Consider the following 13,840-nt stretch of genomic DNA (forward strand, 5'->3'; position numbering starts at 1 on the left):
CGAGTTTACTCTCGGCGTTTTTTTTCGTGAATTGCCAAATACCCGCCCGCTTATTGGCAGTCCTTGCATAAGAACGGGGGAGAGCTGGAAAGAAGCTGCATCTGCTCATTCCGTTTCGACTTGGTTCTTAAGTGTATTCCTTGTTCTGTATTCACCAGGCGTCATTCCACACAACCGTTTGAAGCCGCGGATGAAGTTTTGCGGATTATTGTAGCTCAGGCGGTCGGCAATTTCCGCTACCTTGAGATCGGTTCCCCGAAGCCATTCCTTGGCCTTCTCCATACGATAAGCAATAATATAATCCGTAAACGTCATTCCGGTTTCTACTTTGAATAAATGGCTGAATTGAGAAGCCGGCATAGAGGCTAGATCCGCCAGTTGGGGCTGTGATAAATCCTCCTCGTAATGTTGATGAATGTAATCGAGGACCTTCTCCATCGTGTCCCGTTGGCGTAAGCTACGACGCTGAATAATGTGGTGCAGCAGTGTAGGGTAAATCTCTTCCTTAAGCCATTTTACGATTGCTTCACTGGTTTTCATTCTGCCCAGTCTTTGATAGACATTATAGTGATACAGCTTCGGACCTTCCTCGGGATCAAGCTCGAATAAGGTCTTGAGAGAAGCAGCGATTAACTGCACGAACGCCTGCTGTACATGGTCATAATTTCCTGTCCTTTGGGAGTCTGTAAGTCGGGCTGCGAATTCATCGACTTGTTGACAAACCTGATCAAGGTGCCCGAGCTTTACTCCCGTGAGGATGAATTGTTCTTGTTCGATGGGATATTCATATGCAGAGGATTTAGGCAGCATAGAACCGATGTAGATCACTTTCCCGCAGCCTTGAATCATTTGGTACTGTAAGGCTTCCTGAGCTTCCTTGCGGGAGAGTTTAATCTGCTCCATGCCGCGATAGCAATGCCCAATCCCTATTGTTACTGTTATGTGGAGCAAGCTTTGCATGACACGGTGCAGCTCCTCTGCTAAGTTGAAAGCCGACGCCTTGAGTTCATTCGTGGATGTATGTTCGTCCCCGTGATTGAACAATAAGGCAATATGATCCGTCTGTGTCTGAAAGACCGCGCCATATGCACCACGCAGAACAAACAGCTCTTTGGCGATGTTCATGGCAGCATAGGTAAATAGCTGAACATCCTGCTCTGTTTGCCCCCGCATATGATCCAGCTCCACATAAAGAACCGTATAGAAGGGAGCAGGCATTTCAATTCCGTAATACCGAATTTTCTCTTCCATTTCCTCTTTTGTCATCGAATCCGAAATCAGCTTTTGCAAAAAGTTTGCACGAAGCAGGGGCATCGATTCAAGCAGTTGCTGCTCCAAATCCCGCTTGGCGGAGTGTAATGATTCCATATAGTGCCGCAGTAGACCGAACTCATCCATGTTAGCCTGGGGGAGAGGAAGACCTGTATTCTTTTTGCGGACGAGATCAATAATTCCGTGAAGAACACGGAGAAAAGAACCGGACAACGTTATCGCTGCGATAATACTAATGAGGACTAACAGCACACTTATGGCAAGCGTTGCATTCTTAATCCATTCGATACTGGACGTAAGCTCCTTAACCGGTACGGCCGATACATACCGCCATCCGTTATAGTCAGACTTCAAGTAATTAATAAGCAGTTCTTGTTTATCTATAGTAGCGGAGTACATCTCCTCCGAGGCATTCGAAGTCGACATCCGATAGATGACTGGATCGTTGAAATCAGGCTTGAGCAGGTGCTTATTCCAATCGGATAAAATGTTCCCAGTTGGCGTCACGATTAACATTTCACCGCTTTTCCCAAACTGCATATGGGAGAAGACATCAAACAAAGCGCGGTCGTTGAGCTCAATAATTAAATAACCTAGGGGCTTATCTATTGAAACGGGAAGCCTCCGTACGAAGGTGACGACATGTGTGCCGCCTCTTGGAACGCTAGGCTCAGAACGAATCCGATCCATCCAGAAGAAAGGTTCGTTATGCTTCTTGATCTCATCGAGCACACTTCGATGCAGTCGGCTTGCTTCGGCAATTCCTTGGCTTGGATTCACTATTAAATTTTGTGCGGTCATGTACAAATACACACCGTCTGTATCATTAATCAGACCTTCCATGGATGTTAGAATGGCCATAACCGATTTGAAGCGTTCCGGATCCTCATACGGATTGGAAGAAGACAGAAATTCTTTAAACACGGGATTAAAAGCATGTTGAAGGACAACTTTATCCAGATTCACAAGTTTATCGTCGATTCGCTCCTGCACTTGTTTCACCGTTTCACGGTTCGCTGATCCGATTTCCTTAAACAAGCTGTGGCTTGCGAGTAAGTAGGTAGTTGTCCCAAGTATAGCAATAGGAACGACTGCAAGCAGGCAGGCTGCAATAATAACCTTCATTCGGACCGGACCATGGGTCCAAATTTGTTGTCTCCAACGGGTGAGCATCGGGTCACCACCTTTTGAAAGCGTATTAAAAGCCGTGTTCATATATCTTCGAGCCTTGTCCGTATTTCCCTTCCGCAGCTGTGAGATTGGTACTATAGTAATAAAAATAGCCCCTCACCTTTGAGTATCATAAGAGAGGGGCATTGATGTCTTATTTTTTCTGTGATTTGTACCAGTCATTGGTTTCTTTGGTAATTTGTCTGCCGCCTTTATCCAGCCATTCTTGGACAAACCGGTCGAAATCATCCATTGGCACTTTTCCCATGACCAGTTTGACATATTCTTCATCACGAAGGGTATTCAAATCAGACTGCTTATCAGGAGCTGAAGGGGCGACGAAGGCTAGCGCTGGGTTCTTAATGCCCATATCTTTGACCAAATCCAGATTTTCCTTCTGTGCTTTTTGTACTTGAGGAGGAGCTGTCAGTACGACATAGCTGTAAGGATCATAAGGGTTGTGGGCAATGACGGCATCGACGCCATCGGCTTTGTATTTCTCAATATTGATTTTCAACGTGCCGTCGGCATTCTTAGTATTATGAACACCCTCGACACCATAGCGCTTCATATTGTATCCTTCGTCGCTTGCTTGCCAGTCTAACAGCTCTATGATCCGTTTCAACTTCTCTTTATCGGTTTTGGCTGGAATGACCCATTGTCCAAAAAATCCGGATGTTTCGCTGAACCCTAATTTGCCCGCAGGACCTCCTGGCGGTTTGATCATGATGAGGTTCGCTTTCGGATCAATTTTAGCTAAATTCTCAACATAGCGCGCATAGTCACTGGTCTGACCGCCAATAAGAATACCTGCTTTACCACCTTCAAGCTTCTCCCAGACTTGGGTGTTTTTCAATACGGCAAAGTCCTTATCCAACCCCGCCTTCTTGATACAGCTTTCGGAGCCACTCTAATGCCTGCTTCTTCCCGGGGGTGATGTCAGAGTTCATGAGGGTGCCATCTTCCATTTGGCGCCAGCCGGCTCCGGTGTCGAAGGCCATGTAGAGCGGGTCCATATGGGAGACGTTCTCTCCAAAGGCGATGCCGAAGGTATCGGCTTTACCGTTCTTATCCGGATCATCCGTTGTGAATTTAAGAGCGGTCTTGTACAGTTCATCGGTTGTCTTAGGAACAGGAAGCCCGAGGTTATCAAGCCAATCCTTGCGGATCATGACCGCAGAACGGTTTAAAGCTCTAGTACGGGGAATCCCGTATAGTTTGTTATTGATTTTGACATTATCGAAGATCGTCTGGGGAGTCTTCATAATGTTGGGAGCCACTTTGATAGCCTCATCCAATTGGGTGAAAGCACCTTGCTCCACATATTTATTCAGCTCGGGATCAGGATAGCTGGTCCAGAGGATTAGATCCGGCATGTCGCCTGAGGCCAAAGTAACCTTCAATTTGTCGTTGTAGCTGTTGTTAGGGACAGCCATCGGCTCGAATTCGATGTTGAATTTATCCTCAATGTATTTCCACACCTCGTTTTTTTGCGGCGGCTCGTTGTATAACGGGAACATCATGCTGATTTTCAGCCTTTTTTGACTGCTCTTGGAGTCCGGTGTTGTGTTATTAGCTGTCGGTTTCTTCTCGTCTGCGCCTGGAACGATCGAACAGCCTATAAGGGTTGTTGCAGTAAGAGAAGATAGGGCGGCTACGGTAAGCAATTTGGACCATTGTTTGTTCATGGATTGCGACCTCCTAAGAGTTTTTGCGCCAGTAAAACTGGCAGTGCAAGGGTATTAATTGGGTATGTAAAGGATGCTGCAGCACCCGGCTTACTTGTGTTGCATACGAACGTGGTGGATCGCAACTAGCCTTTCACCGAACCGAGCAGTACACCTTTGGCGAAATGCTTTTGAAGAAAAGGGTATACAAAAAGGATAGGCACGGTAGCGACAATAATGGCAGCCATCTTAATGGTAGCTGGTATGATCTTGAGCTCGCCCATAGCTTGTTCGAATTCTTGGGTGGAGCCTTCAATAATCATTTGCCTCAGCACTACTTGAATCGGCCACAAATTCGATTTGGTTATATAAATAACAGCTGCGAAGAATTGGTTCCAATGCCCAACCGCATAAAATAAAGTAAAGGTAGCGAGCGCGGGCATAGACAAAGGCAGAACAATTCGGAACAGCACGCCCAGGTTTTTGCATCCATCGATGCGAGCTGCTTCTTCCAGCTCTTCAGGGATGCCTTGGAAGAAATTTTTCATAATAATGAGATTGAAGGCACTAATTGCGCCTGGAATAATAAGCGACCAGACGGAATTGATAAGTCCGAAAGATTTCACGATCATATAAGAAGGGATCAGACCGCCACTGAATAAGATAGTGAATACAACCAGAAAGAGGATCGTCCTGCGGCCTTTCAGTCTTTTTTTGGCTAAAGGGTAGGCCATAAAGGTTGTAAATAACAAGTTAGTAATCGTGCCAACCACAGTGATGAAGAAGGTTGTGTACAACGATCGCACGAAATGCGTGTTGGTGAAAATGGTTTGATAAGCATCCCAAGTGAACGTCTCAGGCCACAGAATGACGCCGCCTCGCAGTACTTGCTGCAGTGGGGCAAGAGAAGTGGCTAGAATATAAATGAAAGGAAATAAAGTCATGAAAGCGCATAAGGTTAAAATAACGATATTAGTCACATCGAACGCACGGCTACCTGCGGTAGGCTTTATATGCATGTGAGGATCCCTCCTAAGTTATCGAAATCGAGTTAGTATACGCCTTCTTCGCCGAATTTTTTGCATAACCAGTTGGCACCGACGACCATGACCAGACCAACAATGGATTTGAACAAGCCAACAGCTGTCGTATAGCTGAACTTTCCTCCGATTAAGCCTTCTCTATACACATAGGTTTCGAAAACATCTCCAACACTATTGACGGTCGAATTCAGCATGAGGAATATATGTTCGAAGCCGACATCGAGGATGTTGCCAAGCCTCAAGATAAGAAGAATAAGGATCGTGCTGCGAATGGCAGGCAGGGTGATGTGCCACAGCTGGCGCCAACGTCCCGCACCATCTACAATAGCTGCCTCATAGAGCTGGGTATCGACACCAGATAACGCCGCAAGAAAGATAATCGTACCCCAACCGGCTTCTTTCCACACACTTTGAGAAACAAGCAAAGAACGGAACCATTCGGGAGTAGTCAGGAATGGGAGCGCTTCGCTTCCTGTCGCTTTGATGATTTCATTCACCAGGCCTCCTTGCGTGCCAAGCAGTAAATACGTCATCCCGGCTACAACGACCCAGGAAATAAAATGAGGTAAATAGATGATCGTTTGTACAGACCGTTTGAAAACTTGATTTTTTACTTCATTCAATAATAAAGCAATGATGATAGGAGCGGGGAAAAAGAAAATTAAATTGTACAGACTGATCAATATCGTATTACGGAAAATTTGCCAAAACTTATCGTATTGAAACAGGGTAACAAAGTGTTTGAAGCCTACCCAGTCACTCCCTATAATGCCCTTGAACGGACTGTAATCCTGAAAAGCAATCACGACGCCCCACATAGGCAAATATTTAAAGATGAGAAAATACAATAGCCCGGGTGCCAAAAGCAGATAAAGATCCCAATCGATCAAGTGCCGCTTCCAACTTGGTTTGGTTTCGCCCACAGTTGAGGTATTGTTGAAACTGGCTTCTGCGGTATCCGCTTTCATTTTAATCCACGCTCCTTGTTAATGGGTGCTTGAGATAGGTTCATTCCGGTGATGCAAGATGTGTTGCTGCGACCCCCATGAGAATTATTGTAGGAGAGGTGTCAGCATAAAGAAACAATCATTTCGTCTGACACCTAAAGCGCTTACAAATGACGTTAAATACTGCTTTCTAAGGGGATAATCATTTCTTGTGATTATAACCAAATACTCTTCTTCCACACCGTAAAGGTGCCGATTGAACATGATCTTCTGAAATGATCGTTTCCTTAGGAAGGGAGCAAGTATAGAATAAGCAGTGTCAGATAACGATCCATGGATTGGGAATTAAGACATTTTTCCAGAGGGGATGATGTACCGTGTTCAGTCAAAAAGTTTCTCAAGATCAGGCTGCTGAGCTCTTGTTATCTGCAGCCCAATTTCGTCCTTTCCCAAAAGGGAACGAACGAGAACGTTGGGAGTCCATTCCCAAGGATATTCATCTAATGTGGATGCAATGGGCGGAAGAACGTTTAGATTACGGCTGGCCGGCATTGCCCGCAACCAGGTATATGGATTTTGTAAAGAATGGAAACCGATCTCAGTACGAAGCAACTTATTTTGATCGTAGACGAGCATTGATCGATCTCGTTATTGGAGAATGCCTGGAAGGACAAGGCCGGTTTCTGGAGCAGATCATTAACGGCATATGGTGTTTATGTGAAGAGTCGTATTGGGTTGTTCCTGCTCATATGTCTTTATCTCCGCAAAGCAGAGGCTATGCGCTGCCTGATGTAACAGAGCAGGTAATCGACTTGTTCGCTGCAGAGACGGGGGCGCTTCTGGCGTGGACCGCTTATTTATTAGAAGACCAATTCCATGCGGAATGCCCAATGATTATGAAACGGGTACGTCATGAAATGCAGCGCCGTATATTTGAACCCTACTTAGACCGGGAGGATTTCTGGTGGATGGGCTATAGTGAAAAGAAGGTCAACAACTGGAATCCATGGATTCATTCCAATTGTCTTGCCGCTTTCTTAATCCTTGAAGAAGAGCCAGTGATCCGCAGTCGGGCAGTGGCCAAAGCGGCTCATAGCTTAGATACCTTTATGCAGGTTTATCATCCAGACGGTGGCTGTGATGAAGGTCCCAGTTATTGGGGGAGAGCAGGCGCTTCGTTATTTGACTGCTTGGAGCTTATGTACTGGGCTACGGACGGCAAACTGAATTTTTATGATGAACCTCTCGTTAAGGAGATTGGGAAATATATTTATCGGGTACATATTGACGATAATGAGTTTGTGAATTTTGCCGATGGAGATGGACGTATCAAAATATCAGGAAACCTTGTGTATCAATACGGTAAACGGATAGAAGATTCCAAGATGAGCCGACTTGGGGCTTATGCGTTCCAAAAAAATGGTTTTTTACGTGATAAAATAGCTTCTCCCATGCGAATCTTGTCGGAGCTGATGGATGCGGAGGCGTTGTTGGCTCAGCCTTTGACGCCCCCATATGAACGGGATATTTGGCTGCCGGATACTCATATTTTTGCGGCTAGAGAGACGGCAGGTCAAGGGACGGGATTATATCTGGCTGCCAAGGGAGGGCATAACGACGAGAGTCACAACCATAATGACATAGGTCATTGCATTGTCTATTACAACGGCTTCCCCTTCCTGATTGATGCCGGAGTGGAGAGCTACACGGCGAAGACCTTCAGCCCTCAGCGTTATGAGATTTGGACGATGCAATCCGCTTATCATAGCCTGCCGACAGTGAATGGGGTACAGCAGCAGGCTGGGAAAGCATTTCGTGCAACCGAAGTTACGTATGAGTCCAATGAGGAGCGAGCTCGGGTGTCCATGAATATCGGGACTGCTTACCCGCCTGAAGCCGGAATCAACGTATGGCGCCGAAACTGTACTTTGTACAGAGAGGGCGGGAATTCGAAGGCAGCAGTGGAAATTGTCGATTCTTTTCAGTTAAAAGAAGTGACAACGGAGGTTATATTTAATTATTTGATGCTACCGATTCCCTTGCTGAGAGACAAGGGGATAGTCGAGCTGGTACATGAGAAAGGGGGAAACCCTCCTGCTTCAGTATGATGCAGAGAACCTAAATGCTTCTGTAGAGCCTATAGCCGTGACGGATCCGAGGATGCGGCCGGTATGGGGAGATACGATATATCGATTGCAGCTCCAGGTAAGAGAAGCGATGATAGCTGGTACATTTGTCGTGCAAATTCAGGCATTGTAAACATCTATATAAGTTGAAAAATCCGCTGAATTGCGGATTTTTTGCTGTTCTGTAGACACAAGCCAGCTTAACGCTGCCTGCAAACCTCGCGAAAGCTCGTCCTCAAGATAAGATGTATCCTCAAGTCTAAAAGTTGTAAAAGCAGGGAAATGGGAATTATTATTGAAAATATATATCCTGGAAATGAATAACTAATGATTGGAATGACTTCATTAATGATATCTCTTGGTTTATTAAGCTGACTGATAAAGTATTACCCTAATCTGAATGGAAATTATATAACCAAAAGTGAGGATGAATATGAACATAGTTCTTATAGGTATGTCTGGAGCTGGCAAAAGCACTTTAGGTGTGCTGCTTGCAAAAGCATTAGGAATGGATTACGTGGATACAGATATCGTTATTCAACAACATGAAGGCAGGTTGCTGCAAGATATAATTGATAATGATGGCAACGAAAAATTTATGGAAGTCGAAGAAAAAATTGTATCTGAATTGCAACTAAAAAATTGCGTAATATCTACAGGTGGAAGTGTTATTTATTCAGAAAAAGCTATGAATGTCCTTAAACAGGGTGGACAAATTATTTATTTACATGTTCCCTATGAAGAAATTCAAAAGAGACTAACCAACATAACAACTAGAGGCATTGTAGTAAAGAAAGGCAATAGTCTTAAGGACGTTTACGAGGAAAGGGTTCCTCTATACATGAAGTATAGTGATATAACTCTTGATTGCTCAGATAAGGATATAGAACTTTGTGTTAGTGAAATTATAGAGAAAATACAAGAAAGTCATTGAGATCATAACAAGCGTTGTTTTTGAATGCGAAGAAGTGCATTGTTCCGTTTTGAAATGGATTTCCGGGGAAACCATGTCCATGAGAGATTTCACCAGTGGGGAAATGGTTAGTACCTTGGGCAATCATATTGCATATTTACATCAGTTTTCGCAGAGTTTTAAACATGGTTCAAGTTTTATAAGACCCGAATATGGAATAGAGTGGGTTAATAACATGTTGACCAAATTGCGATCAGGCGAAATAACGGGGGTTATCACCACCAAGGAATTTCAATTCCTTGAAAATGCATTGTCGCTGGTTCATCCATGCCGACATTCACTATAGCAACTTAATCCGCACATCAAGGGGAATTTCATTCATTGACTTTGGATTATCGGGGTTTGGATATTACGCAATGGATATTGCTATGGGTGCCCTATTTACTAAAAGTGAATTACGGGATGATCTGCTTTCCAGTTACTCTAATATTATTTCTGGAAGAATAGACATCTTACAGATGGCTTGAGTGATAAAACCTATTCTAGTGACAGTAAATTTACTCAGGTTGATTCTGAAGAGAGTCCTGGGTGGATTGAGTATCCAGATGATAATAACAATTGGAAATCGATCAAAGAATTGGAGGATGATACGGTGGTTCCAAAACACTTTATTTCTGCTGCAACAATTGTGCTTAATGATCGTAATGAAATATTATTAATAAAAGGTCCTAGTCGAGGTTGGGAAATGCCAGGTAGAGTGGTTGAAGAAGGTGAATTGTTAAAAGATGCAGCGGTCAGAGAAACAAAGGAAGAGAGCGGTATAGATGTTGAGGTGACCCAGTTTTGTGGTATTTTTCAAAATGTAAGTGAGCGTATTAACTTTATTTTTAGCTAGACCAATCGGGGGAGAACTGACAACGACCTCTGAGTCTTTAGAAGTAGGATTTTTTCCAATTGAAGTGGCATTAGAGATGGTGACTTGGAAAAATTTCAGGCAGAGAATAGAGCTTTGTTTAAATAAAGATCTTCATCCATTTTATGTTGAATTTTGAGTGTAATCATCATCCCAGCATGTTTAAATGTATCAGGTTAATGTTTCACATTCCATGCTGAAAGGAACCTATGTTATGCTGCGAACGCGAACTATCGCCTTACTAACTGTAATAATAATTGCCACAGGATTTGCAATGTTCTGGCCGAATGTTTCTGATGCAGCGTCGTCATCGGAGGATCACGCGACGGTTCCGTCTTTCCCCATTACCGTGAATGGAACGGTCATAGATCAATTCCACAGCTCTTATCCTCTCTTGCTATATCGCGATATTACATACTTCCCTATGACATGGGACTATACATCTGCTCTAGGATTGACAGTAGACTGGAATAAACTGGATGAACTCGCACTCAACAAGAATCAGTCATGCGCTCCTCTCTCTCAAACACTGTCGGCGCAAACCGTTAGTGGCAGTGGTTCAGACGTAATCCCTGTCCCGTTTCAGGTGAAGGTGAATGGGACCCTCATCGATAATTCGCAAGAACGTTACCCGATATTGTTGTACAACAATATTACTTATTTTCCCATGACGTGGAGATTCACTAATGAAATGTTCAACTGGCAGGCGACATGGAACGATATAGACGGCTACAGCATTCAATCATGTGAGAAAGCGACCCAGGAAACGTCGATGCAAAGGGATGCACTGAATGTGGCCAATGGGGGACAGCTTGCTGTCAAGGACAACTGGATTTACATGAATCCTGTACGAAGCTCTGGAGGGCCTCATCGTCTGGTCAAAGCGAAATGGGACAACTCTGATCAGATGGAGCTATCGACGGATAATGCCATGTCGATCAATGTTGCAGGGGACTGGCTGTACTATATCGTATCCGAACCATACAAATCGAATGAGATTTACAAAATTCAAACGGACGGGACTCGCAGAACACTCGTGACGCATACGGCCGGAAAACAATTATGGGTGCAAGACGGTTATTTGTATTTCCTGAAGAATGTTCAGCCAAACAAATCGGAAGATGATGGCAAGGTTCAAGGACATGCCGGGATTTCCAGAATGAGCATGGATGGTACTAACGAGCAGGAACTTTTTGCCGACCCGGGAGTACTAGACTTCTATTTGCATACGGACCAAATCTATTTCCGAACCGTGAACAACGGGGAAAACAACCTGTACATGATGAATGCTGATGGGTCAAAAAAACAGCTGCTGAGGGACGATGTAACCTCTTATATCATTGTTGACGATTGGATTTACTACATGCAAGACCAAAAGCAGCTTCGCAAGATAAGCATGGATGGATCGACGGATATTGCATTGAATGAATTTGAGATCCCACGGGCTTCGATCAAGACCTATCATCGTGGCTGGCTTTATGTTACTGTTGCGGTATCCGGCAGCATTGCCGCTTCGAATCCAATCGAACGAGTGAGAATTGACGGAACTGGGAGGGAAAAGATCGCTGAAGCACGCCCGCGCGCGCTTTATATAGCAGGGGACGAAATGTATTTCGCCAATTGGGACATGGGAGATAGCGTAATGGAGCATTTCAAACTTGACAAGTGAACGGGTACCGGTTGAGGGAGCTGTATACTTAACGCGTGAGTGTCGCTCGTTGGAAAGCCCTTTTGTCGTATAGTTCCGTTCCATATAGCGCTTCGGCAGCCTCTTTACTCTAAATGGAAGTTATCTTTTGGAATAATACGCTAAATAATCAAGGTTAGCGAAAGTAAGATATGAGGGTGAAGCAATGGAGATACCCACCTTTTTATATTTCATGTATCAATATCGTGATGAACTCCAAATGTCAGACACAGACTTAATTAAGCTATTTGGCGAGTTAGAATCAGAGGAGAAGAAGAAGGAACTTCAAAACGAAGTTTTAGTGATTGGGCAAAACTTAAAGATGGAAGATTGGGAAATGGAGAAGTCGGTTGCTATTTTATGCAGTAAATACAGTAAGAGACGCATTAAAAAGATAGTTCAAAAAGTACATAACGAACTTTACAGTTGATAGGCAATACATTATGTAGGCTTGTCAGTTAAAGCTATCGCTACACGTTAGTTCAATTAAACAGCGTCAGTCTATGACTTTATTGTCCGGTCAAGGCTGCCGCTGTCTCTATATTCGAGTCAGTAATGCGATGATTCCGCTCAGAATCGGCGGGCTCCAGTCTAATATTTATTTTTCAAAGAACATTAAAGCCAAACTTTTACCGAGCAAAATATAAACAACCACCTTGATTTGTGATTGTTTTCACATGCAAATCACTTTCATTCCACTATACTTGGAACTATCAGGAGATATTATCAGGCCTTAAGCCAAATGGAGGGAAAAGCTATGAGACAGCATCAGAATATAAACACGCTATTTACGACCATCGGACATCCGCTGTATGAATTTAATGAAGCGGTTCAACGATTGAGAGAAGAGCATACAATACTCGAGGAAGGATTAGGCGAGCTGTGCGCTGTAGCCAAGACGATAGGAGAGGATAATCAGGTAGCCGATTGGACCAGCCAGTTGCGTGAATTGCGGGTAAAGGCTAAGGCCTTTCAGCTAGAGCTGGAAGCTCACAGCAAGTGGGAGGAGGAGAAGATGTTTCCGATGATCGCTTGGTACTTCGGCGAAGAGCTTGTTCAATTTCCGCTGATGGAGCAGGAGCATGAGCTGGCCAAGCAATGCATCGAAGCCTTCTTCAAAGCGGTGGATCGCATCCATCAAGCTGTGCGCTGCGCGGAGGCTCAGGATATGGCTGCCTATTTGCTTCAAGCCAGCTCGATATTAAAGCATCATTTTCGCAAGGAGGAAGAGATCATCCAGGCACTAGAAGACCGTTCGAACGGATTCGGTTATTAGACAGCTAGGAGGGGTTGTTCCATGAGCTTCGCCAAACCGAACCAAATCGCGCTGCGTACCGTGCAAGCCGGCTTAAAGAAAGCGAGCCTGCCGCTGTCCGCACAAATTCCACTCGGATTCGTCGCCGGTGCGTTCATCTCGCTCGGTTTTCTCTTAGCAATACGTGTAAGCGCCGGTCTCCCCCCCGAATGGGAGGGCTTCCGAAGCTTCCTCGGGGCTGCCGTTTTCCCGTTAGGCCTGATCCTCTGTCTGGTTGCTGGAGGTGAGCTGCTCACCGGCAACATGATGGCCGTGCCCTTAGCCTGTATGGCGGGAAAAGTCCCTTTGCGTGGGGTCGCTACCAACTGGCTGGTTATAACGCTGAGCAACTTCGCCGGGGCGGTCTTCGTCGCTTATGTATTTGGCCACCTCGCTGGAATGACAGAGCAGGGGCCGTACTTTGCCCAAACCGTCGCATTGTCACATGCCAAGCTGGAGGAGCCCTTCTTGACCGCGATGATCTCAGGGATCGGCTGCAACTGGCTGGTCTCCTTGGCAGTCTGGATAGCTTACGGCTCGGATGACGGCGCAGGCTTAGTACTCGGCGTCTGGTTTCCGACGATGTCGTTTGTAGCGCTAGGCTTCCAGCATGTAGTCGCCAACATGTTTCTAATTCCGGCGGCTATCTTTGCGGGACAGGCGACCTGGGGGGAGTATGCGGCGAATTTTGTCCCTGTTTTTCTTGGCAATGCGATAGGCGGCTGTTTGTTTGTGGCGGGTATTTACCATTTAGCGTATAAGAAGAAGTTGCAAGACGGAGCAGAAGGGTAAGATAGCATAGGGGATC

Annotated in this window: 13 protein-coding genes and 1 pseudogene; 9 read left to right on the forward strand and 5 right to left on the reverse strand. The window is 45.0% G+C overall.

Features of this window, described 5'->3' with window-relative positions; translation table 11 throughout:
* Positions 1–105 precede the first annotated feature (105 nt).
* From QMA13_RS16650 to QMA13_RS16670, 5 genes are all read right to left on the reverse strand, one after another.
* Entirely contained in the window at positions 106–2,487 is a 2,382-nt protein-coding gene (locus tag QMA13_RS16650) for a helix-turn-helix domain-containing protein (RefSeq protein WP_282942708.1), read from the reverse strand.
* Positions 2,488–2,596: 109 nt separating this feature from the next.
* Positions 2,597–3,319 (reverse strand): type 2 periplasmic-binding domain-containing protein, encoded by a 723-nt coding sequence (locus QMA13_RS16655; protein WP_282942710.1) that lies wholly within the window; start codon positions 3,317–3,319, stop codon positions 2,597–2,599.
* On the reverse strand, positions 3,312–4,130 hold the full coding sequence (locus QMA13_RS16660) for an extracellular solute-binding protein (protein WP_282942712.1): 819 nt from the start codon (positions 4,128–4,130) through the stop codon (positions 3,312–3,314). The genes QMA13_RS16655 and QMA13_RS16660 overlap by 8 nt, the downstream gene beginning before the upstream one ends.
* Before the next feature lie 125 nt (positions 4,131–4,255).
* Positions 4,256–5,128: a carbohydrate ABC transporter permease gene (locus QMA13_RS16665; RefSeq protein WP_282942714.1), complete on the reverse strand. Its 873-nt coding sequence runs from the start codon at positions 5,126–5,128 to the stop codon at positions 4,256–4,258.
* 32 nt (positions 5,129–5,160) lie between these two features.
* Positions 5,161–6,120, reverse strand: coding sequence for an ABC transporter permease (locus QMA13_RS16670; protein ID WP_282942716.1), 960 nt, complete (start codon positions 6,118–6,120; stop codon positions 5,161–5,163).
* A gap of 356 nt (positions 6,121–6,476) precedes the next feature.
* Here QMA13_RS16670 and QMA13_RS16675 point away from each other — a divergent pair, with 356 nt between their 5' ends.
* The 9 genes and pseudogenes from QMA13_RS16675 to QMA13_RS16710 all read left to right on the forward strand — a co-directional run bounded on the left by QMA13_RS16675 (position 6,477) and on the right by QMA13_RS16710 (position 13,824).
* Entirely contained in the window at positions 6,477–8,207 is a 1,731-nt protein-coding gene (locus tag QMA13_RS16675; RefSeq protein WP_282942718.1) for a heparinase II/III domain-containing protein, read from the forward strand.
* Positions 8,173–8,358 (forward strand): hypothetical protein, encoded by a 186-nt coding sequence (locus QMA13_RS16680; protein WP_282942720.1) that lies wholly within the window; start codon positions 8,173–8,175, stop codon positions 8,356–8,358. Before QMA13_RS16675 ends, QMA13_RS16680 begins: the two co-directional genes overlap by 35 nt.
* 300 nt (positions 8,359–8,658) lie before the next feature.
* Positions 8,659–9,159, forward strand: coding sequence for a shikimate kinase (locus QMA13_RS16685; RefSeq protein ID WP_282942722.1), 501 nt, complete (start codon positions 8,659–8,661; stop codon positions 9,157–9,159).
* A 284-nt stretch (positions 9,160–9,443) separates the two neighbouring features.
* Positions 9,444–9,665: a phosphotransferase gene (locus QMA13_RS36610; protein WP_481858225.1), complete on the forward strand. Its 222-nt coding sequence runs from the start codon at positions 9,444–9,446 to the stop codon at positions 9,663–9,665.
* Positions 9,666–9,790: 125 nt separating this feature from the next.
* Positions 9,791–10,190 (forward strand): annotated as a pseudogene (locus QMA13_RS16690) (NUDIX hydrolase).
* Positions 10,191–10,265: 75 nt separating this feature from the next.
* Positions 10,266–11,720 carry a DUF5050 domain-containing protein gene (locus QMA13_RS16695; RefSeq protein WP_282942723.1) on the forward strand — a complete coding sequence of 485 codons (1,455 nt, stop codon included), beginning with the start codon at positions 10,266–10,268 and terminating at the stop codon, positions 11,718–11,720.
* A 184-nt stretch (positions 11,721–11,904) separates the two neighbouring features.
* On the forward strand, positions 11,905–12,168 hold the full coding sequence (locus QMA13_RS16700) for a hypothetical protein (RefSeq protein ID WP_282942724.1): 264 nt from the start codon (positions 11,905–11,907) through the stop codon (positions 12,166–12,168).
* Between the two features lie 327 nt (positions 12,169–12,495).
* The gene (locus QMA13_RS16705) at positions 12,496–13,014 is read left to right on the forward strand and encodes a hemerythrin domain-containing protein (protein ID WP_282942725.1); all 519 of its coding nucleotides are present in this window, start codon (positions 12,496–12,498) and stop codon (positions 13,012–13,014) included.
* Between the two features lie 21 nt (positions 13,015–13,035).
* Entirely contained in the window at positions 13,036–13,824 is a 789-nt protein-coding gene (locus tag QMA13_RS16710; protein ID WP_282942726.1) for a formate/nitrite transporter family protein, read from the forward strand.
* Positions 13,825–13,840 lie beyond the last annotated feature (16 nt).

Origin of the sequence: Paenibacillus sp. RC67 (assembly GCF_030020805.1) — a bacterium.
GTDB lineage: Bacteria > Bacillota > Bacilli > Paenibacillales > NBRC-103111 > Paenibacillus_S.

Excerpts from the sequence above, each read along its gene's own strand:
- QMA13_RS16660 (WP_282942712.1), bottom strand. The coding sequence starts at position 4,130 with ATGAACAAACAATGGTCCAAATTGCTTACCGTAGCCGCCCTATCTTCT.
- QMA13_RS16695 (WP_282942723.1), top strand. The coding sequence starts at position 10,266 with ATGCTGCGAACGCGAACTATCGCCTTACTAACTGTAATAATAATTGCC.
- QMA13_RS16700 (WP_282942724.1), top strand. The coding sequence starts at position 11,905 with ATGGAGATACCCACCTTTTTATATTTCATGTATCAATATCGTGATGAA.
- QMA13_RS16710 (WP_282942726.1), top strand. The coding sequence starts at position 13,036 with ATGAGCTTCGCCAAACCGAACCAAATCGCGCTGCGTACCGTGCAAGCC.
- QMA13_RS16680 (WP_282942720.1), top strand. The coding sequence starts at position 8,173 with ATGAGAAAGGGGGAAACCCTCCTGCTTCAGTATGATGCAGAGAACCTA.
- QMA13_RS16650 (WP_282942708.1), bottom strand. The coding sequence starts at position 2,487 with ATGAACACGGCTTTTAATACGCTTTCAAAAGGTGGTGACCCGATGCTC.
- QMA13_RS16665 (WP_282942714.1), bottom strand. The coding sequence starts at position 5,128 with ATGCATATAAAGCCTACCGCAGGTAGCCGTGCGTTCGATGTGACTAAT.
- QMA13_RS16670 (WP_282942716.1), bottom strand. The coding sequence starts at position 6,120 with ATGAAAGCGGATACCGCAGAAGCCAGTTTCAACAATACCTCAACTGTG.
- QMA13_RS36610 (WP_481858225.1), top strand. The coding sequence starts at position 9,444 with ATGCATTGTCGCTGGTTCATCCATGCCGACATTCACTATAGCAACTTA.
- QMA13_RS16705 (WP_282942725.1), top strand. The coding sequence starts at position 12,496 with ATGAGACAGCATCAGAATATAAACACGCTATTTACGACCATCGGACAT.
- QMA13_RS16685 (WP_282942722.1), top strand. The coding sequence starts at position 8,659 with ATGAACATAGTTCTTATAGGTATGTCTGGAGCTGGCAAAAGCACTTTA.